The following is a 17195-nucleotide window of genomic DNA, read 5'->3' as shown; positions in this document are numbered from 1 at the left end:
GCCTCCCCTCGCCCGCGAGCGGGACGAGGGGAGAGCATCCGCGCGCGAACTCAGCCTTCGCGCTTCTTGCGCTGGGCGAGTGTCCGCAGCCGAAGCGCGTTGAGCTTGATGAAGCCGGCCGCGTCGCGGTGGTCGTAGGCGACGGCGCCCTCCTCGAAGGTGACGAGGTCCTGGTCGTAGAGGGAATGCGGGCTCTCGCGGCCGATCACGTGCACGCCGCCCTTGTACAGCTTCAGCCGCACGGTGCCGGTGACCTTCTCCTGGCTCTTGTCGATCAGCGCCTGGAGCATCTCGCGCTCCGGCGAGAACCAGAAGCCGTTATAGATCAGCTCCGCGTATTGCGGCATGAGCTGGTCCTTCAGATGGGCGGCGCCGCGGTCCAGCGTGATCGATTCGATGGCGCGGTGGGCCGGCAGCAGGATGGTGCCGCCGGGGGTCTCGTACATGCCGCGGCTCTTCATGCCGACGAAGCGGTTCTCGACGAGGTCGAGCCGGCCGATGCCGTTGGCCCGGCCGAGCTCGTTCAGCCTGGCGAGCAGGGTGGCCGGCGACAGCGCCTCACCGTCGATCGAGACCGCGTCGCCCCGCTCGAAGCCGATGGTGATCACGGTCGGCTGGTCGGGCGCCTCCTCCGGCGAGAGGGTGCGGGAATAGACGTAGTCCGGCACCTCGACCGCCGGATCCTCCAGCACCTTGCCCTCCGAGGAGGCGTGCAGGAGGTTGGCATCCACCGAGAACGGGCTCTCGCCGCGCTTGTCCTTGGCGATCGGGATCTGGTGCTGCTCGGCGAAGGCGATGAGCTGCTCGCGGGAGCGCAGGTCCCATTCGCGCCAGGGGGCGATGACCGTCACGTCGGGCTTGAGGGCGTAGTAGCCGAGCTCGAACCGAACCTGGTCGTTGCCCTTGCCGGTGGCGCCGTGGCAGACCGCATCGGCCCCGACCTTCTCGGCGATCTCGATCTGCTTCTTGGCGATGAGCGGCCGGGCGATCGAGGTGCCGAGCAGGTACACGCCCTCGTAGACCGCGTTGGCCCGGAACATCGGGAAGACGTAGTCGCGGACGAATTCCTCGCGCAGATCCTCGATGAAGATGTTCTCCGGCTTGATGCCGAGCAGCTCCGCCTTCTTGCGGGCCGGCTCCAGCTCCTCGCCCTGGCCGAGATCGGCGGTGAAGGTCACGACCTCGCAGCCATAGGTGGTCTGCAGCCACTTGAGGATGATCGAGGTGTCGAGGCCGCCCGAATAGGCGAGCACGACCTTCTTGACGGACTTGGGAGCGGAGGGAGCGGACATCGGGGAAGGCTTCGTTCAGCGGCCGGGATGCCGCGTCGCTTAACAGCGGAGTTGCGCCCCGCGCAACCGCATGCGCCCTGCCGGCTTGCAGGAGAGGGACGGCGCGCGGTCGCGCGAGGCTGCCCTCCTCGGAAAGCATGGCTGTCGCGGATGAACCTTCGCGGTGGGTTCTGCGTAGTGTCACTTTCGATCCCGGAGCTTTGACGAATGCCGCGCCGCCCGACCCTGGAGTTCTGGTACGAGTTCGCCTCGACCTACTCCTATCTCGCGGCGATGCGCGTCGAGGCCCTCGCCGAGGCGGCCGGCGTCGCCCTACGCTGGCGGCCCTTCCTGCTCGGGCCGATCTTCCTGGCCCAGGGCTGGAACAACTCGCCGTTCAATCTGTACCCGGCCAAGGGCCGCAACATGTGGCGGGACCTTGACCGGGAGGCGGCCCGGGCCGGTCTGCCGCCGGTGACGCGCCCCAACCCGTTCCCGCAGAACAGCCTCGCCGCCACCCGCGCCGCGATCTACGGCAGCGATTTCGACTGGCTGGTGCCCTTCTCGAAGGCGGTGTTCGCCACCTCCTTCGCCAGGGGCGGCTCCATCGCCGAACCCTCGGCCGTGGCCGCGATCCTCGACGGCCTCGGCCTCGACGGACCGGCGATCCTCAAGGCTGCGACCTCTGAGGTGAACAAGGCCCGCCTCAAGGTGGCGGGCGAGGAGGCGAGGTCCCGGGGTATCTACGGTGCCCCGAGCTTCCTCACCGAGGATGGCGAACTGTTCTGGGGCAACGACCGCCTGGAGCAGGCGCTGGCCTGGGCCGCCGGGGACCGTCCGGGGGGCTTGCGGTAGACCACGCTGCGCGAGAGACGAAAAGCCGTCTCGTGCTAAGGGCGTGCGGTCAGCGATAATCCGGACAGCCCTCCCCTTGCGTCTTCTCCTCGTCGCCGTCGGCCGGCTCAAGAACGGCCCGGAGCGCGACCTCGCCACCCGCTATCGCGAGCGTGCCCTCGCCCTGGGCAAAAGCCTGGGCGTCTCCGCCTGCGACCTCGTCGAGATTCCGGAGAGCCGGGCGCGGCGGGCCCCCGACCGCTGCGCCGAGGAGGCGGCGGCGATCCTCGGCCATGTCCCGGCGGAGGCGGCCTTGATCGCCTATGACGAGCGCGGGCGTTCCGATCTCTCCAGCGAGCGCATCGCGGAGCGGGTCGGGGTCTGGCGCGATGCTTCGAAGCCGGCTCTGGCGATCGCCATCGGCGGCGCGGACGGCCTCGACGACGCCGTTCGGACACGCGCCGACCTCATTCTCGCCTTCGGGGCGGCGACACTGCCCCATGGCCTTGTGCGCGTGCTCGCCCTGGAGCAGGTGTACCGGACGCTCACGATCCTGGCGGGTCATCCCTATCACCGCGGCGAGCCTTGAGGGTGCATCTCCGGTCTTCGACATCCCCGCGCCGGCTCCTCGCGGCCGGCCTCCTCTGCGCGGGCGCGGCCCTGGCCGGGGCGGCCGCGGCGCAGGAGGCCCCCGCCCCTGCCGAGGCGATCCAGCGCGCCACCGAGGAGCGGAACCGGCGCGCCGAGAGCCTGAAGCAGATCGAGGAGGCGCTCGCCGCGAGCGCTGGAAGCCGCGCCGCCATGGAGAAGGAAGCGGCGGCGATCGCCGGCGACCGGGCCAAGCTCAACACCGCCCTGCTCGACGCCGCCCGCCAGGCCCAGGCGACCGAGGACCGGATGAGCCGCCTCGACGAGCGCCTGCGCACGCTCACCGACAGCGAGGCGGCGATCCGCAAGTCGCTCGATGCCCGCCGCGGCGTCATCGCCGAGGTGCTGGCCGCGCTCCAGCGCATGGGCCGGCGCCCGCCGCCGGCGGTGCTGGTGCGGCCCGAGGACGTGCTCGCGGTCATCCGCACCTCGATGCTGCTCGGCGCAGTGGTGCCGGAACTGCGGGGGGAGGCCGAGACGCTTGCCGGCGACCTGACCGAGTTGGTGCGGGTGCGCGGGCTGATCGCCTCCGATCGCGAAGCTTTGAAGAACGATCTCGCCGGCTGGGCGGCGGAGCGCCAGCGGCTCGACGCCCTCGTCACCGCCCGCAAGGCGCGGCTCGCCGAAGTCGAGAGCAACCTCGCGGCCGAGCGCCAGCGCAGTGCCGAACTCGGCGTCCAGGCCAAGTCCCTGAAGGATCTGGTCGACCGCATGGAGGGCCAGGTCGCCTCCGTCCGCCGCGCCGAGGAGGCGGCCAGGACGGCGCAGGAGAAGGAGGCGCGGGCGACGCAGGAGAAATTCGCTGCCGCGGGCACCCGCGATCCGGCCCGCCTCGCGCCGAAGATCAAGTTCGCCGAACTGCGCGGCGACCTGCCGAGGCCCGTCAGCGGCGTGCTCGCCCGCGGCTTCAACCAGCCCGACGGGAATGGCGGCACCACCCGCGGCATCTCGCTCCGGGCACGGCCGAAGGCGGTCGTCGCCTCTCCCGCGGATGGCTGGGTGGCCTTTGCCGGACCCTTCCGGTCCTATGGCCGTCTCTTGATCATCAACGCGGGCGACGGCTACTATCTTTTGCTCGCCGGCATGGACCAGATCAGCGTCGAGGTCGGGCAGTTCGTGCTGGCGGGTGAGCCTGTGGCGACGATGGGTGACGGCGGATCGGCGGAGGTTTCGCAGGCTCCAACGACGCGTGCGTCATCGAGGGACGATGATCGGGGCGATCCCGTCCTGTACGTCGAGTTCAGAAAAGACGGCGGCTCCATCGATCCGGAGCCTTGGTGGGCGAAGAGCCCCAGCGAGAAGGTCCGCGGGTAATGCGCAAGATTTCCCTCGTGTTGTTCGGCGCGGTCCTGGGCGTCGGTGGGTCGGTGGTCGCGACCCAGACGCAATTGCTCTCCGGCACCAGCGCGGTCGCGGCCTCCGCCGAGACCTACCGGCAGCTCAGCCTGTTCGGTGACGTGTTCGAGAAGGTGCGTACCGACTACGTGGAGAAGCCCGACGAGGCCAAGCTGATCGAGGCCGCGGTCAACGGCATGCTGACCTCGCTGGACCCGCATTCGAGCTACATGGACGCGAAGGCCTTCCGCGACATGCAGACCACGACCCGCGGCGAGTTCGGCGGCCTCGGCATCGAGGTCACGATGGAGGACGGCCTGATCAAGGTCGTCTCCCCGATCGACGACACCCCCGCCTCGAAGGCCGGCATCCTCGCCAACGACATCATCACCCAGATCGACGAGGACCAGGTGCAGGGCATGACCTTGAACCAGGCCGTCGACAAGATGCGCGGCCCGGTCAATTCTGCGGTGAAACTGAAGATCACCCGCAAGGAGGCCAAGGACCCGATCGACGTCACGCTCAACCGCGACGTGATCAAGATCCGCCCCGTGCGCTCGAAGGTCGAGGGCGGCGACGTCGGCTACGTGCGCCTGACCCAGTTCAACGAGCAGACCTATGACGGCCTGAAGACCGCCATCGACAAGCTCTCCAGCGAGATCGGCAACGACAAGCTCAAGGGCTACGTGCTCGACCTGCGCAACAATCCGGGCGGCCTGCTCGACCAGGCGGTGATGGTCTCCGACGCCTTCCTCGACCGGGGCGAGATCGTCTCAACCCGCGGTCGCAATCCGGACGAGACGCAGCGTTTCTCGGCCAAGGCCGGCGATCTCGCCAAGGGCAAGCCGATCGTGGTGCTTGTGAATGGCGGCGCGGCCTCGGCTTCGGAGATCGTGGCCGGCGCCCTGCAGGACCATAAGCGGGCGACCATCATGGGCACCCGTTCCTTCGGCAAGGGCTCCGTGCAGTCGATCATCCCGCTCGGCGGCCAGGGCGCCCTGCGCCTGACCACGGCGCGCTACTACACGCCGTCCGGCCGCTCGATTCAGGCCAAGGGCATCGAGCCGGATCAGGAGGTCCTGCAGGAGGTGCCGGACGACCTGAAGGGCAAGGACGAGACCAAGGGCGAGGCCGGCCTGAAGGGCCACCTCAAGCAGAAGGACACGGAAGAGCGCGGCGGCTCCTCGGCCTACATCCCGCCGGACCCGGCCAAGGACAAGCAGCTCATCGCTGCCGTGGACTTCCTGCACGGCATCCAGAAGGGCGCCGCCAACGTGACGAAGCCCGCCACGCAGAACTGATGCGCTTTCTCGACGCGGGGCACCGCAGGGCGCCCGGCCTTTAGGGAAAGATTAACCATGACGGCCCGCAATGTCGGCTCAGACCGACGCTGCGGGCCGATTCCGTTTCAGAAGCGCCCTAAGCTCGCGGTCCCGGGAATCGCAGATTTGCCGGAAGACGGGTGCGAGAAGACGGGTGGACGAGAGTTCCGACGATATCCTGACCCGGCCGCTGGGGATTGAGCCGCCGAAGGCGCGCCGCCGCTTCGTGCTCGCCGGTCATGCCGGGACGCTCGTCGCGGGTCTCGCCGGCGGCAGCCTCGTCGCTCTCGTGGTCGCCCTGGCGCTGCTCGGCGATCCGCACGGCGGCGAGCCTCGGGCTACGGCTGCGATCGAGATCCGCGAGGCCATCCCTGCCGGGGAGACCGTCGCCTCCGCGGCCGGCGCGGGCAAGCCGGGTGCGAACCTGTCCTCGGCCCGGGACGTGGAACAGGCCTCCGGCGTCACCGTGCACCGGCCCGAGGGCGCCGCCGCCCCCGAGGGCCCCGTCATCATCCGCGTTCCGGACGCGCCGCAGGTGCGCCTCGCCGCGGCGCCCGATCCGCGCATCGTCGAGCGCGGCCGGCATGGGCCGATGCCCCGCCTGGGCGAGGGGCGGCTGCGTCCCCTCGACGTCTATGCCCGGCCCGATGCCGAGGGGGGCAACGGTCCCCGCATCGCGATCCTCGTCTCCGGCCTCGGCGTCGGGCAGTCCGCGACGGTTGCCGCGATCGCGCGGCTGCCCTCCGCTGTCAGCCTCGGCATCGCCCCCTACGGCGCCGACCTGGAGAAGACCGCTGCCCGCGCCCGCGATGCCGGCCACGAGATCTTCCTGCTCGCGCCGATGGAGCCGTTCGACTACCCCGACAGCGATCCCGGGCCGCAGACGCTGCTCGCGAGCTCGCGGCCGCCGGAGAATCTCGACCGGCTCGCCTGGGCCATGAGCCGCTTCACCGGCTATGTCGGCGTGGTGAACTTCATGGGCGCCCGGCTGACGAGCGACGCCGCGGCCTTCGAGCCGGTGCTGAAGGAGATCGGCACCCGCGGGCTCGGCTATTTCGACGATGGCACCTCGCCGCGCTCGCTCACCGCGACCCTGGCCGCTCGGGCCAAGGTGCCGGCGGCTCGGGCCGATCTCGTCCTCGACGCGCAGCCGCGGCCCGAGGCGATCGACCGCGAACTCGCCAAGCTCGAGGAGCTGGCCCGGAAGAAGGGTCTGGCGCTCGCCTCGGGTGCCGCCCTGCCGATGACGATCGACCGTATCGCCCGCTGGGCGGAGGGGCTCGAGGCCCGCGGCATCCGGCTCGTCCCGGTGAGTGCGGCTCTGCGCGCCGCCGGCACCGGCACCCGCCTGTCGAGCGCTGCGCCCTGAGCCCAGCGACAAGCGCAGGGAGCCTTGTTCCCAACGCACCCGCCCCGCGTTGCCGTCGAGCAAAACGACGGCCTATGGTCCCGCTCATGAGTGAGTTTGCCCGAATCCCCGAAGGCCGCGCCGCGGCCGGCCTGCCCTATCGGCCCTGTGTGGGCATCACGCTGTTCAACCGCGATGGCCTCGTCTTCATCGGGCACCGCAGCCGCCAGACGGGCGACCATGCCTGGCAGATGCCGCAAGGGGGCATCGACGAGGGCGAAGCGCCCCGGGAGGCGGCTCTGCGCGAACTCTACGAGGAGACCAATGTCTCCTCCGACTCGGTGACCTTCCTCGGGGAGACCAGCGACTGGCTGGCCTACGACCTGCCCCCGGATGTGATGAAGCGCTCCTGGATCGGCCGTTACCGCGGGCAGAAGCAGAAATGGTTCGCCTTCGGCTTCACCGGCGCGGAGGACGAGATCGACGTGGCCGCTCCCGGCGGCGGCCAGCACGCCGCCGAATTCGAGGCCTGGCGCTGGGCGCCGCTTGAGACGCTGCCCGGGCTCGTCGTGCCGTTCAAGCGAGCGGTCTACGAAGGGGTCGTCGCGGCCTTTTCCGGGCTCGCCGGCTGGCGCAGCCCGGCGTGAACACCGTCCTTCCCTCTGCCGTCCGGATGTCGTGATGCGCTGGTGGTCGATTCCCATCGTCCTCACGCTCGGCTGGTTCGCCTACACGCTGACGCCGTTCTGGGCCCTCTATGGGCTCGCCGGGGCCGTGCAGGCCCATGACGTCGACTACATCGAGCGCCATGTGAACTTCCGGACCTTGCGCTTGTCGCTGACCCGGCAGCTCGCGGCGACGATCCGGGCGAATGCCGCCGCGAGCGAGAGCCGCGAGCAACAGCGCCTTGCGGATGCCGCCGTCGCCCTCGCCACGCCGATCGTCGATGCACTGGTGACGCCGCAGATGGTGATCGATCTGCTGCAGGATGGCTGGCCGCAGGGCCTGGACCTGCCGGGGGGCGACCGGCCCGCCGGCCCCGCCCTCTCGATCCCGAACCTGCGCGCGCTGACGACCTATTACACCGCCTCGGACATGCGCGGGTTCCGGGCCACGGTGATCGCGGTGCCGCCCCGGGCGCCGCGCGACGACCAGTTCCGCCTGCGCCTGCGCCTGCGCGGCTTCAGCTGGCGGCTCGTCGATATCGACTTGTCGGAATCCCTGCGCCAGCAGATCGCGGCGGCCCTCGCCCGCGTCACGCACACGCGGGGTTCCCATCGCAGGCCTCAGGCGGACGCGCCGCCGGAGCACGATCCAGAGCCCGAGAAGCGCTGAGGACGCGCCCAGTCAGCCCATCACCCCGTCGTCGCGGGCGGAGCTGCAGCAATCCGGCGACACGGCCCTTCGGAAAAGGGCGGTGTTCTGGCTTGTTTCTCGCACGCAAGATGGGCGCGGCGCTGAGGCGATCGGACGGACGCCCTGCGGGGCGCCCTATTTGGGCGCCTTCTCGGCCGGGGCGACCGCGGCGGGGGCCTTGGGCTCCCGGGCCTCTTCGACCTCCTCCGCCTTCTCCTCGTCCGTGTCGCCGCTCTGCTCGATCGACTTCTCGGGATTGGCGATGAGCGCCTTCACGATGGCGACGAGGCGCTCGCATTCGGCGCCGTGCTTGTAGCTGTCGAGCACGATGGCGGCGTCGCGCAGGGTGCGCAGATCCCGGACCATCTGCTTGTTCTCGGCGTCCCGCAGCTCCTTCTTGGCCGCGATCGCTTCCTCGATCTTCGCATCCTTGACGTCGCAAGCCGCGTGGGCCGGCCAGGCGGCGACGAGGATCGGCAGGGTCAGGAGAAGGGCGCGCATCGGTGAAGGGCTCCGGGAACCGCTGGAGGGGCGGAACCCTCAGGCCGGGCGGCGCTCCGACCGCCCGAGGATCCCGTTCGTCAGGGCGACGATGTCGCTCGGCCGATAGGGCTTCGGCACGAACACGGATTGCGTAACGGCCTGGTTCGGCAGGAGGCTCCCGCAGCCGCCGGAGGTATACACCACGGGCAGGTCCGGGCGGCGCCGGCGGGCGCTGTGGGCGAGGGCTATGCCATTGGTATTGCGGGCGAGATCGATATCGGTGAAGAGCAGGTCCACGCGCTCTCCCTCCAGGATCGCCTCCGCCTCGTTCGCATCCGCGGCCGTGAGCACGCGATAGCCTTCGTCGGAGAGTGCTTCGGCAGCCAGCTCGCAGACGGCCATCTCGTCCTCGACCACGAGGACCGTGTCCATCTGGCCGTCGTAGCGGAAGACGGGAAAGGCGGCGGGGGCGCAGGCGAAGGGGATCATGACGCTACTCCTACTCACCCGGAGAAGAGCAACGGCTCAGCTTCCGGATCGCAGGACCAACGAGGCCTCGCGGACCGGCGTTCACCGCGTTTGCTTCGATTTGCGCCGAAATGGTCAACGGACCGTTAACCGTCGCGGCCCGGGGGGCGCGGCCCGATGAGCCGCCGCTGGCAGATCGGTTTCGGCGTGCTGCTCACGGCCCTGGCCGGCTTCGTGGACGCCCTCGGCTTCATCCGGCTCGGCGGCCTCTACACCTCGCTCATGAGCGGGAACACGACGCAGCTCGCCGTCGCGGCTGGGCATTCGGATGCCGGCGCGGCGGTGCTGCCGACCCTGCTGATCGCCGTGTTCCTGCTCGGCTCGGTGATCGGCGGCGCGCTCACGGCCCTGGCCCCGGCGCGCTGGTCGAGCGCGGCGATCCTGCTGTTTGAGGCGCTGGCGCTCTGCGCCGCCTTCGCCGCGGCGGAGGCCGCCACGCATATCGGCATCGCCTCGCTGTTCCTGGCCCTGGCCATGGGCAGCCAGAACGCGGTGCTGGCCCAGGTCCAGGGCTTCCGGGCCGGCACGACCTTCGTGACCGGCGCCCTGTTCGCCTTTGGGCAGAAGCTCGCCCTCGCGCTCGCCGGCCAGGGGCCGCGCTTCGGTTGGGTCGGCGACTGCGTCGTCTGGCTGTCGCTGCTCCTCGGCGCGGTTGCGGGAACGGTCGCGCATCGACATCTCGACATCACCGCGCTCGCGATCCCCGCCGTGCTGACCGCTCTCCTTGCCGTGGCCGCCGGGGTCGTGACTCTGCTAAGCCGCCCGCGACCCACGTCCTGACGCCCCCGAGAAGGTCCTCCGCCGCATGAGCGCCAGCGCCGCCCCCTCCCTGACCACCTACGTCACCGCCGTGGACGCCGGCACCCATGTCGCCGCCGCCTGCTGGCTGAAGGACACGCTGGCCCTGGCACGCGCCGAGGGGGGCGTGCTGCTCCTGCGCGACGGCGCGCAGCAGACGGCGCCGGCCCATCCCGAGGCGGGCATCCTGGTCAGCGCGGGCGACGCGACGCGGATCGTGACCGGGGGCGACGACGGCCGCGTGGTCGCCACCGACGCCTCGGGGGAGAGCGCTGAGCTCGGCGCGGCCAAGGGGGGGGCCTGGATCGACGCGATCGCCCTGCATCCCGACGGCGCCCTGGCCTGGTCGGCGGGCAAGACGGTGACGGCGCGGGATGCCAAGGGCCGCGAGCGCACCCTGACCGTGCCGACCACGGCCCGCGGCCTCGCCTTCGCACCCAAGGGCTACCGGCTCGCGGTGGCGCATTACAACGGCGTGAGCCTCTGGTACCCGAATCTCGAGACCGATCCCGAGCTCGTCGAGTGGAAGGGCTCGCATCTCGACGTCACCTGGTCGCCCGACGGGCGGTTCGTCGTCTCGACGATGCAGGAGAACGCCCTGCATGGCTGGCGCCTGCAGCCGGATCGCGGCCACATGCGCATGTCCGGCTACCCGGCCAAGGTCCGCTCCCTGTCTTGGTCGCATGACGGGAACTGGCTCGCCACGAGCGGCGCCGAGGCCGCGATCATCTGGCCCTTCGATTCCAAGGAAGGTCCGACCGGCAAGGCCCCGCGGGAATGCGGCGTGCGCCCGGCCCGGGTCTCCCGCGTCGCCTTCCATCCCAAGGCGCCGGTGCTCGCCGTCGGCTACGAGGACGGCTGCATCCTGCTCGTGCGCTTCACCGACGCCTCGGAGCTGCTGGTTCGCCCCGCCGTGCGGGGCAGCGCCGTCTCGGCCCTCGCCTGGGACGCCCGCGGCAGCCGCCTCGCCTTCGGCTGCGGGGATGGCCAGGCCGGCATCCTGACCCTGCCGGGCTGAGCCCCGCATGGGCCTGTTCGGCTTCCGACGACCCAGAGCGGACGAGCCGGTCCGCGGGCGGATCGCGGCCTGGACCCGGGCGGCCGGCGGCTTCGCCGAGGATGTCGTCGTGAAGGTCAGCGAGATCGCCTGCGCCGATCCGGCCTGCCCCGGCTTCGAGACGGTGATCCTCGTGCAGGTGCCGGGCCGGCCGACGCGCGCCCTCAAGATCCGCAGGCCGGCGGCCGAGGTGACGGCGGACGCGGTGGCCGAAGCGCTCCGGAACGCGGATTCTGCGGGAAGCTAGGCCGGAGCCGGGAACGTCGGCCCGCATCCCGCTCTTGTCCTGTGAGCTTTACGGGAGGTGGCGACGTGCTCCGGGTGATCCGTACCTTCGGCCTCGCGCTCGGGGTTCTCGGCGGCGCCGTGGCGGCGCAGGGACCGGAATACGCGCAGCAATACGCCCAGCGCCTCGGCGGCGCCGTGGACGAGCTGCGCCGCGAGGTCGCCACCCTCGACGGCGATGCCCAGGCGACCGGGCAGAGCCGGGATGCCGCCCTGGAGCGGCTGCGCCGGAATTCCGACGCGCTGGTCGCCCGCCGGGGCGAGGCGGCCCGCTACGACATCGAGCGGCTGAGGGCGCTGGAGGCGCAGCAGACCGCGCTCAACGAGGCGGCGAGCCCGCTCGGCCGCCTCCTAGTGGTGATGCGTTCGCCGGATATGGGCCTCGCCCGCGCCGCCTATCGCGATTACCAGCCGGCGGTGCCGACCACGGCGGACGGGCTCATCGCCGGTCTCGTCGGCTTCCTCGCCACCTGGGCCGGCTGGCGCCTGCTGGCCGATGCCGGGCGCCTCCTCGGCCGCCGATCGTCCTGGCGGGTGCGGCGGGGCACGGAAACGACCCCGGTCTGACCGCATGGCGCGCGCTTGCCGCTTGCGGTTGCGGTGTTGCAGCCCGCCTACAGCCCGCCGCAAGGGCCTCCGCTAGAGGACATTCCGTGGCGCCCGCATTCCCTCGTCGCGCCGGTCACGGCCTTCTTCCGACCATGGTGCGCGCCTCCAGCCAAACCGACGATCCCGCGCTCGATGCCGCGGCGCTCCTGCGCCGGATCGGCTTCTTCGGGCTGTTCGTCATCACGCCGATCGCCGCCCAGGTCTCGCGCCGGGCCCTCGTGGTGCTCGCGCCGATCGGCGTCGTGCTCCTCGTCATCGCCAGCGCCATCGACGGGCGCCAGCGCAAGGTGGCCCCGAGCCTATCGCGGCTCCTCAAGGCCCCCGCGTTCCTCGCCGGGCTGCTGGTGGTGCTGTGGTCGGCGGTCTCGCTGGTCTGGACGCCATTCCCCGGCCCCGCGGCGGAGCGCGTCGCCAACCTGTTCGGGGCGATCGGCCTGACCTTGCTCGGCTATTTCGCTCTGCCCGAGCGGATGCGCTCGGCCAACCTCTATCTGCTCCCCCTCGGAGTCGGCGCCGCGGCGGTGGTGATGGCGCTCGCCGCGCTCAGCGACTCCGCCGGCTTCACCGAGGCCGCCGAGGGGGACAGCACCCTGGAACGCGGCGCAGTCCTGCTCGCGCTGCTCGCCTGGCCGGCGGTGGCGTGGCTGCGCTCGCGCCGCCGCGACGTGGAGGCCCTGGTCACGGTGATCCTGGTGGCCGCCGCTCTGTTGATCGCGCCGGGGCCGATCCCCCTCTTCGCCCTGGCCGCTGGCGCCATCGCCTTCGCCATCACCACCCGCTGGCAGCAGCTCGGCGTCCGAATCACGGCGGTGGTGACGGCTGGCCTGATCGCGCTGGCGCCGGTGATCCCCTTCCTCGCCCGGCCGCTCGGCGCCGTGCTGTTCGGCCCGCTCTCGCCGGGCGTGCTGTCCCTCAAGGCGTGGCAGAAGGTGGTGTCCACCGAGCCGCTGCGCCTCATCACTGGACATGGCCTCGAATCCGCCCTGCGCGGCCGCATCTTCGGCGTCCTGCCGCCGAATGCGCCGACCACCCTGCTGTTCGGGATCTGGTACGAACTCGGCATCGTGGGCGCCTTCGCCCTGGCCTTCGCGCTCCACAACGCGATCCGCCGCGCCGGGCGCGATTCCGCTCTGCTCGCCCCCGGGACGACGGCGGCCTTCGTGACCGCTTTCGCCATCGCCTGCTGCGGCGTCGGCGTCACCGTGATCTGGTGGCTGACCTCCCTGGCGCTGGCGGTGCTCGTGTTCGTGGCGATCGAGCGCGGCCAGTTCCGTACCCGCCGCCCCAAGGTGAGGCTGCCCATCCGTCCCCGCGCCGAGGCCTGAGGCCCGTCGCCGCCTAATCGGCGGCCGCGGCTTCGATCGCGGCCATGTCCTCGTCAGACAGCCCGAAATGGTGGCCGATCTCGTGGATGAGGACATGGGCGACGAGGTGGCCCAGCGTCTCGTCGTGCTCGGCCCAGTAGTCGAGGAGGGGCCGGCGGTAGAGCCAGACGGCGTTGGGCATCTGCCCCGTCGCCACCATGCCTGCCTGCGCGAGGCCGACGCCGCGAAACAGCCCGAGCAGATCGAAGGCGGTCTCGCAATCCATCTCGGTCAGCGTCTCCTCGTCGGGGAAATCGTCCACATGGATGCGCAAACCGTCGCAGAGACGGCGGAACGCCTCGGGCAGGCGCTCATAGGCCGCGTCGGCGAGGGCCTCGATCTCGGCGAGGCTCGGGGCCCGCCGCTCTCCCCAGTCGAAGCCGGCCTCGGTCACTTGCCGGTGGGGAGGGTCGCGACCGGCTGCACGCAGTCGCGCAGGAAGCCGGCGAGGTCGTTGGTGATGTGGTCGATATGCGGCTCCTTCACCGCCTCCTGCTCGAAGCGCTCGCGGAACGGGTCCGGGGTCTGCGGCACCACCAGCACGGTGGACATGCCGAGATCGTGCGGCACTAGGAGGTTGCGGGCGATGTCCTCGAACAGGGCGGCACGGGCCGGGTCGACGCCGTGCCGGTCGAGAAAGCGCTCGTAGGTGGTGCGCTCGGGCTTGGGCACGAAATCGGCGGCGGCGATGTCGAACACGTCCTCGAAATGGTCGAGGATGCCGAGCTTGCGCGCCACGTTCTCCGCGTGCCGGCGCGAGCCGTTGGTGAGGATCAGTTTGCGCCCGGGCAGCCGCTCGATCGAGGCGCCGAGGGCGTCGTCGAGCTTGATCGTCGAGTGATCGATGTCGTGGGCGAAATCGAGGAAGTCGTGCGGGTCGACGCCCTCCTCCACCATCAGCGCCTTCAGGGTGGTGCCGTAGCGGTGGTAGAAATGCTTCTGCAGGGCGCGGGCCGAGATCGCATCGAGCCCGTAGAGGCGCATCACGTAGAGGGTGATCCGCTCGTCCACCTGCGGCCAGACCATGGCCTCGCTCGGGTAGAGCGTGTTGTCGAGGTCGAACACCCAGGTGTCGACATGATCGAAACCGCGGGAATCGGCGGCGGTGAAGTGGCTTTTGCCCGGAAGGAACAAGAGGCCTCGGGGGGATGAGGATGGGCGGAACGCCCACCCTCTACAAATAGACCATTGCGTTGCGAAAGGAAGCTTAACGCTCCGGGGTGATCGCGTCGCAGCGATCACCCCTCTCTTCCCATGCGCGTCAGGTCAGCCGCGGCGGATGAGGGTGCCGGCACCGTAATCGGTGAATAGCTCCAGCAGCGCCGCGTGCGGAACCTTGCCGTCGAGAATGACCACGGCCTCCACGCCCTGCTCGATGGCGTAGATGCAGGTCTCGACCTTCGGGATCATGCCCGCGGTGATCGTGCCGTCGGCGATCAGACGTCGGCAATCCTCGATGGAGAGTTCGGGGATGAGCTTCTTGTTCTTGTCGAGGACGCCCGGGACATCGGTCAGCAGCAGCAGGCGCTTGGCCCGCAGGGCGCCGGCGATGGCTCCGGAGAAGGTATCCGCGTTGACGTTGTAGGTCGCTCCGTCCGCCCCATAGGCGACCGGCGCCAGAACCGGGATCAGCTCCGCCTTCAGCACCGCGTCGAGCACGCCGCGCTCGACATGCTCGGGCTCGCCGACCAGGCCGAGATCGATCGCCTGCTCGATGTTGCTGTCCGGATCCTTGATGGTGCGCAGCGCCCGCTTGGCGCGGACCATATTGCCGTCCTTGCCGCAGAGGCCGATGGCGCGGCCGCCCTCGGCCGAGATCCAACCGACGATCTGCTTGTTGATCGAGCCGGCCAGAACCATCTCGACCACCTCGACGGTGGCGGCATCGGTGACGCGCAGGCCGCCGCGGAACTCGGATTCGATGCCGAGCCGGCCGAGCATCTTGCCGATCTGGGGACCGCCGCCATGGACGACGATCGGCTTCACGCCGGACTGCTCCAGGAGCACGATGTCCTCGGCGAAATCCTCGGCCGCCGCCGGATCGCCCATGGCATGGCCGCCATACTTGATGACCACGATCTCCTGATCGTAGCGCTGCATGTGCGGCAGCGCCTGGGTCAGGATCTCGGCGCGCACATGCACGTTCGGCAGCGAATCTGTCATCGCGGTGTTGGTCTCCGTGGCCCGGGCCCGGGGCGCGATCCCGGACGCGGCGGCGCTTCTAGCGCAAGGCGGCGCTCCTGCGAACCGCCTGTGCGTGGTCGGGACGGAATTTCCCGAAGCGTCGCGGGCATTTCGCCGGCTTTGCATCCCGTGTCGTGGGATCGCGTTTAATGCCCTATTAACCAAGGTGAAGGATCATCGTCCTGTTCAGACGGGATTCTTCGCCCATGCTCAACGCTGATCCCCTCACCCCGCGCCCGACCCTCACCAATCCGAACCTGCTCGCGAGCACGCTCGAGGCGCTCGGCCGGACGGCGGCCACCTCCTCCGAGGTCTGGCACCGGTTGACGGAGAGCTACATCGTCGATCTCGACGCGGTGGCGGCGCTGCTGCCCTCCTGCGAGCCCGAGCCGCTCTGGCTCAATGCCCGGGGCTGAGGCCGTCCCGCCAGGGATACGGACGAGGGTTGGAGTGCGACATGCTTGCAACGCAAGGCTGAGCTGACGACCGCCCCGCTTCAAACTGGCATGTCGCGTGCGTTGATTGCGAGCAAATCAAATCAAGGGAAACGCTCAGGCAATAATCACGCGGTGCCTCGCACGCCGGAGCAACCCCGCGGACCTTTTCGCAACACGAAAATGGGGTCCGTCATGTCCGAACTTCTCGCCGTCGCCCTTGTCTGTGCGTCGTCGCTGGCTTCCGTCGATTGCTCCCGCGACACGGCGCTCGACGTCATCGTCTCTCCCGCCCGCACGCCGATGGAATGCGTGATGCACGCCCAGGCCACCGCGGCCGCGGCGGGCCTGCCCGGGGGCGAGGGCCGCTATCTCAAGATCACCTGCGAGCGTCGCCACGCGATGGCCGAGCCGCCCCGGCCGTTCAAGCTCGGCGAGGCCGGCTGAGGTCGCTCAGCCGATCGGCGTGAGCGCGTCGCCGGCCCTCAACGTGCCGCCTGCGATCACCTCGGCGTAGATACCGCAATCGGCGTGGCCGAGATGCTGCATCAGCGCGCGGGGGATCGCGAGGTCGCGCATCCCGGTCTGGGGGTCGACATTCGTGGCCGCGCAGCGCAGCGTCCGCGTGGTCAGCTTCAGGCGGAGGCCGCCCGGCGCCTCCAGCACGCGGCCGGACATGTCCAGCTCGGCCCAGGGCTCCAGGCCCTCGACGTAGAGATTCCCGCGGAAGCGCAGGGGATCCACCGGGGCGCCGACGAAATCCTCGATGGCGCGGACGCTCGCGCGGTTGATGAGCGAGACGAAGCCGATGCGTGAATCCGTGAAGCGGTAGCCCTCCGGCGCCGTGAGCAGCCGCGGCTCCCCGCGCAGGGCCTCGGCCGGCAGGAAGCCCTTCAGGAAGCTGGCGACCGCCGCCCGCCCCTCCGCCTCCCGCAGGTCGGCATCGACCGCGACCACGCCATCGTGCTCGATCCGCAGGCGGTGGCCGGCCTCGTCGTAGCGGGTCCTGAGCCGGGCCAGTGCCTCGTCGCGCATCAGCATCAGGTAGGCGAGCTTGGAGAGATGACGGGGCGCGGCCTCGTCGAAGCCCGAGGGGCCGTTCTCGATGGCGTAGAGCCGGTCGCCCGGGAAATAGCCGCTGGTTTCGAGATCGGCGGTCTCCAACGGCTCGGGCGAGAGCCCTTTGACCGGGTAGCGGTAGAGCGCGGCGAGGTGGATCTGCGGCGTGGGGCTCATGGCTCTCCGGACAGGTTTGCAGGAGGGACGCTGTCGCGGGCGCGACCATGCGCCAGATCAAGGTCAGGCGGCTAGCGGGACACGCATGTGTGTCGGCCCTGCG

General features: G+C 70.4%; 21 protein-coding genes. 14 read left to right on the top strand and 7 right to left on the bottom strand.

Translation table 11 applies throughout. The annotated features are described in order from the left end of the window. Positions 1-50 precede the first annotated feature (50 nt). The gene (locus MFF21_RS04230) at positions 51-1292 is read right to left on the bottom strand and encodes an argininosuccinate synthase (protein WP_238309953.1); all 1242 of its coding nucleotides are present in this window, start codon (positions 1290-1292) and stop codon (positions 51-53) included. Between the two features lie 207 nt (positions 1293-1499). On the opposite strand from MFF21_RS04230, the gene MFF21_RS04225 reads away from it, so the two are divergent. From MFF21_RS04225 to MFF21_RS04195, 7 genes are all read left to right on the top strand, one after another. Continuing rightward, positions 1500-2126 (top strand): 2-hydroxychromene-2-carboxylate isomerase, encoded by a 627-nt coding sequence (locus MFF21_RS04225; protein ID WP_238309952.1) that lies wholly within the window; start codon positions 1500-1502, stop codon positions 2124-2126. A 76-nt stretch (positions 2127-2202) separates the two neighbouring features. Beyond that, positions 2203-2694 carry a 23S rRNA (pseudouridine(1915)-N(3))-methyltransferase RlmH gene (gene rlmH / locus MFF21_RS04220; protein WP_238309951.1) on the top strand — a complete coding sequence of 164 codons (492 nt, stop codon included), beginning with the start codon at positions 2203-2205 and terminating at the stop codon, positions 2692-2694. A 2-nt stretch (positions 2695-2696) separates the two neighbouring features. After that, positions 2697-4067 (top strand): murein hydrolase activator EnvC family protein, encoded by a 1371-nt coding sequence (locus MFF21_RS04215; protein ID WP_373324917.1) that lies wholly within the window; start codon positions 2697-2699, stop codon positions 4065-4067. Beyond that, entirely contained in the window at positions 4067-5389 is a 1323-nt protein-coding gene (locus MFF21_RS04210; protein ID WP_238309950.1) for a S41 family peptidase, read from the top strand. The genes MFF21_RS04215 and MFF21_RS04210 overlap by 1 nt, the downstream gene beginning before the upstream one ends. A gap of 175 nt (positions 5390-5564) precedes the next feature. Beyond that, entirely contained in the window at positions 5565-6779 is a 1215-nt protein-coding gene (locus MFF21_RS04205; RefSeq protein ID WP_238309949.1) for a divergent polysaccharide deacetylase family protein, read from the top strand. 86 nt (positions 6780-6865) lie between these two features. Beyond that, entirely contained in the window at positions 6866-7405 is a 540-nt protein-coding gene (locus tag MFF21_RS04200) for an RNA pyrophosphohydrolase (RefSeq protein ID WP_238309948.1), read from the top strand. 34 nt (positions 7406-7439) lie between these two features. After that, positions 7440-8093 (top strand): DUF2939 domain-containing protein, encoded by a 654-nt coding sequence (locus MFF21_RS04195; RefSeq protein WP_238309947.1) that lies wholly within the window; start codon positions 7440-7442, stop codon positions 8091-8093. A gap of 156 nt (positions 8094-8249) precedes the next feature. On the opposite strand, the gene MFF21_RS04190 is transcribed toward MFF21_RS04195, so the two are convergent. Next, the gene (locus MFF21_RS04190; protein ID WP_238309946.1) at positions 8250-8615 is read right to left on the bottom strand and encodes a photosystem reaction center subunit H; all 366 of its coding nucleotides are present in this window, start codon (positions 8613-8615) and stop codon (positions 8250-8252) included. Positions 8616-8654: 39 nt separating this feature from the next. Then, the gene (locus tag MFF21_RS04185; protein ID WP_238309945.1) at positions 8655-9086 is read right to left on the bottom strand and encodes a response regulator; all 432 of its coding nucleotides are present in this window, start codon (positions 9084-9086) and stop codon (positions 8655-8657) included. A 156-nt stretch (positions 9087-9242) separates the two neighbouring features. Here MFF21_RS04185 and MFF21_RS04180 point away from each other — a divergent pair, with 156 nt between their 5' ends. From MFF21_RS04180 to MFF21_RS04160, 5 genes are all read left to right on the top strand, one after another. Then, entirely contained in the window at positions 9243-9905 is a 663-nt protein-coding gene (locus MFF21_RS04180; protein ID WP_238309944.1) for a YoaK family protein, read from the top strand. A 25-nt stretch (positions 9906-9930) separates the two neighbouring features. Further along, positions 9931-10941 carry a WD40 repeat domain-containing protein gene (locus MFF21_RS04175; protein ID WP_238309943.1) on the top strand — a complete coding sequence of 337 codons (1011 nt, stop codon included), beginning with the start codon at positions 9931-9933 and terminating at the stop codon, positions 10939-10941. Positions 10942-10948: 7 nt separating this feature from the next. After that, on the top strand, positions 10949-11227 hold the full coding sequence (locus MFF21_RS04170) for a hypothetical protein (protein WP_238309942.1): 279 nt from the start codon (positions 10949-10951) through the stop codon (positions 11225-11227). Between the two features lie 65 nt (positions 11228-11292). Then, complete coding sequence (locus MFF21_RS04165) at positions 11293-11832, top strand: DUF2937 family protein (RefSeq protein ID WP_238309941.1); 540 nt, start codon at positions 11293-11295, stop codon at positions 11830-11832. Between the two features lie 134 nt (positions 11833-11966). Beyond that, a complete protein-coding gene (locus MFF21_RS04160) occupies positions 11967-13199 on the top strand; it encodes a peptide ABC transporter permease (RefSeq protein ID WP_238309940.1) in 1233 nt (410 codons plus the stop codon). A 13-nt stretch (positions 13200-13212) separates the two neighbouring features. On the opposite strand, the gene MFF21_RS04155 is transcribed toward MFF21_RS04160, so the two are convergent. The 3 genes from MFF21_RS04155 to argB all read right to left on the bottom strand — a co-directional run bounded on the left by MFF21_RS04155 (position 13213) and on the right by argB (position 15401). Continuing rightward, complete coding sequence (locus MFF21_RS04155) at positions 13213-13632, bottom strand: metallopeptidase family protein (RefSeq protein WP_238309939.1); 420 nt, start codon at positions 13630-13632, stop codon at positions 13213-13215. Beyond that, positions 13629-14372, bottom strand: coding sequence for a pyrimidine 5'-nucleotidase (locus MFF21_RS04150; RefSeq protein WP_238309938.1), 744 nt, complete (start codon positions 14370-14372; stop codon positions 13629-13631). The genes MFF21_RS04155 and MFF21_RS04150 overlap by 4 nt, the downstream gene beginning before the upstream one ends. A 132-nt stretch (positions 14373-14504) precedes the next feature. Continuing rightward, positions 14505-15401, bottom strand: a complete 897-nt coding sequence (gene argB, locus MFF21_RS04145) for an acetylglutamate kinase (RefSeq protein WP_238309937.1) — start codon at positions 15399-15401, stop codon at positions 14505-14507. A gap of 227 nt (positions 15402-15628) precedes the next feature. Between argB and MFF21_RS04140 the strand changes: the two genes are divergently transcribed. Then, positions 15629-15838 (top strand): hypothetical protein, encoded by a 210-nt coding sequence (locus tag MFF21_RS04140; RefSeq protein WP_238309936.1) that lies wholly within the window; start codon positions 15629-15631, stop codon positions 15836-15838. 213 nt (positions 15839-16051) lie between these two features. Further along, positions 16052-16303, top strand: coding sequence for a hypothetical protein (locus tag MFF21_RS04135; protein WP_238309935.1), 252 nt, complete (start codon positions 16052-16054; stop codon positions 16301-16303). A 6-nt stretch (positions 16304-16309) separates the two neighbouring features. Here MFF21_RS04135 and MFF21_RS04130 read toward each other — a convergent pair whose 3' ends face one another. After that, positions 16310-17092, bottom strand: a complete 783-nt coding sequence (locus tag MFF21_RS04130; RefSeq protein WP_238309934.1) for an MOSC domain-containing protein — start codon at positions 17090-17092, stop codon at positions 16310-16312. Positions 17093-17195 lie beyond the last annotated feature (103 nt).

Source organism: Methylobacterium organophilum (assembly GCF_022179465.1).
Lineage (GTDB): Bacteria > Pseudomonadota > Alphaproteobacteria > Rhizobiales > Beijerinckiaceae > Methylobacterium > Methylobacterium organophilum.
This window is presented reverse-complemented; position numbering and strand designations above follow the sequence as displayed.

Bases quoted from the DNA above. Each gene is read 5' to 3' on its own strand.
- MFF21_RS04230 (WP_238309953.1), bottom strand. From the start codon at position 1,292: ATGTCCGCTCCCTCCGCTCCCAAGTCCGTCAAGAAGGTCGTGCTCGCC.
- MFF21_RS04225 (WP_238309952.1), top strand. From the start codon at position 1,500: ATGCCGCGCCGCCCGACCCTGGAGTTCTGGTACGAGTTCGCCTCGACC.
- MFF21_RS04210 (WP_238309950.1), top strand. From the start codon at position 4,067: ATGCGCAAGATTTCCCTCGTGTTGTTCGGCGCGGTCCTGGGCGTCGGT.
- MFF21_RS04200 (WP_238309948.1), top strand. From the start codon at position 6,866: ATGAGTGAGTTTGCCCGAATCCCCGAAGGCCGCGCCGCGGCCGGCCTG.
- MFF21_RS04195 (WP_238309947.1), top strand. From the start codon at position 7,440: ATGCGCTGGTGGTCGATTCCCATCGTCCTCACGCTCGGCTGGTTCGCC.
- MFF21_RS04190 (WP_238309946.1), bottom strand. From the start codon at position 8,615: ATGCGCGCCCTTCTCCTGACCCTGCCGATCCTCGTCGCCGCCTGGCCG.
- MFF21_RS04185 (WP_238309945.1), bottom strand. From the start codon at position 9,086: ATGATCCCCTTCGCCTGCGCCCCCGCCGCCTTTCCCGTCTTCCGCTAC.
- MFF21_RS04180 (WP_238309944.1), top strand. From the start codon at position 9,243: ATGAGCCGCCGCTGGCAGATCGGTTTCGGCGTGCTGCTCACGGCCCTG.
- MFF21_RS04175 (WP_238309943.1), top strand. From the start codon at position 9,931: ATGAGCGCCAGCGCCGCCCCCTCCCTGACCACCTACGTCACCGCCGTG.
- MFF21_RS04170 (WP_238309942.1), top strand. From the start codon at position 10,949: ATGGGCCTGTTCGGCTTCCGACGACCCAGAGCGGACGAGCCGGTCCGC.
- MFF21_RS04160 (WP_238309940.1), top strand. From the start codon at position 11,967: ATGGTGCGCGCCTCCAGCCAAACCGACGATCCCGCGCTCGATGCCGCG.
- argB (WP_238309937.1), bottom strand. From the start codon at position 15,401: ATGACAGATTCGCTGCCGAACGTGCATGTGCGCGCCGAGATCCTGACC.
- MFF21_RS04140 (WP_238309936.1), top strand. From the start codon at position 15,629: ATGCTCAACGCTGATCCCCTCACCCCGCGCCCGACCCTCACCAATCCG.
- MFF21_RS04135 (WP_238309935.1), top strand. From the start codon at position 16,052: ATGTCCGAACTTCTCGCCGTCGCCCTTGTCTGTGCGTCGTCGCTGGCT.
- MFF21_RS04130 (WP_238309934.1), bottom strand. From the start codon at position 17,092: ATGAGCCCCACGCCGCAGATCCACCTCGCCGCGCTCTACCGCTACCCG.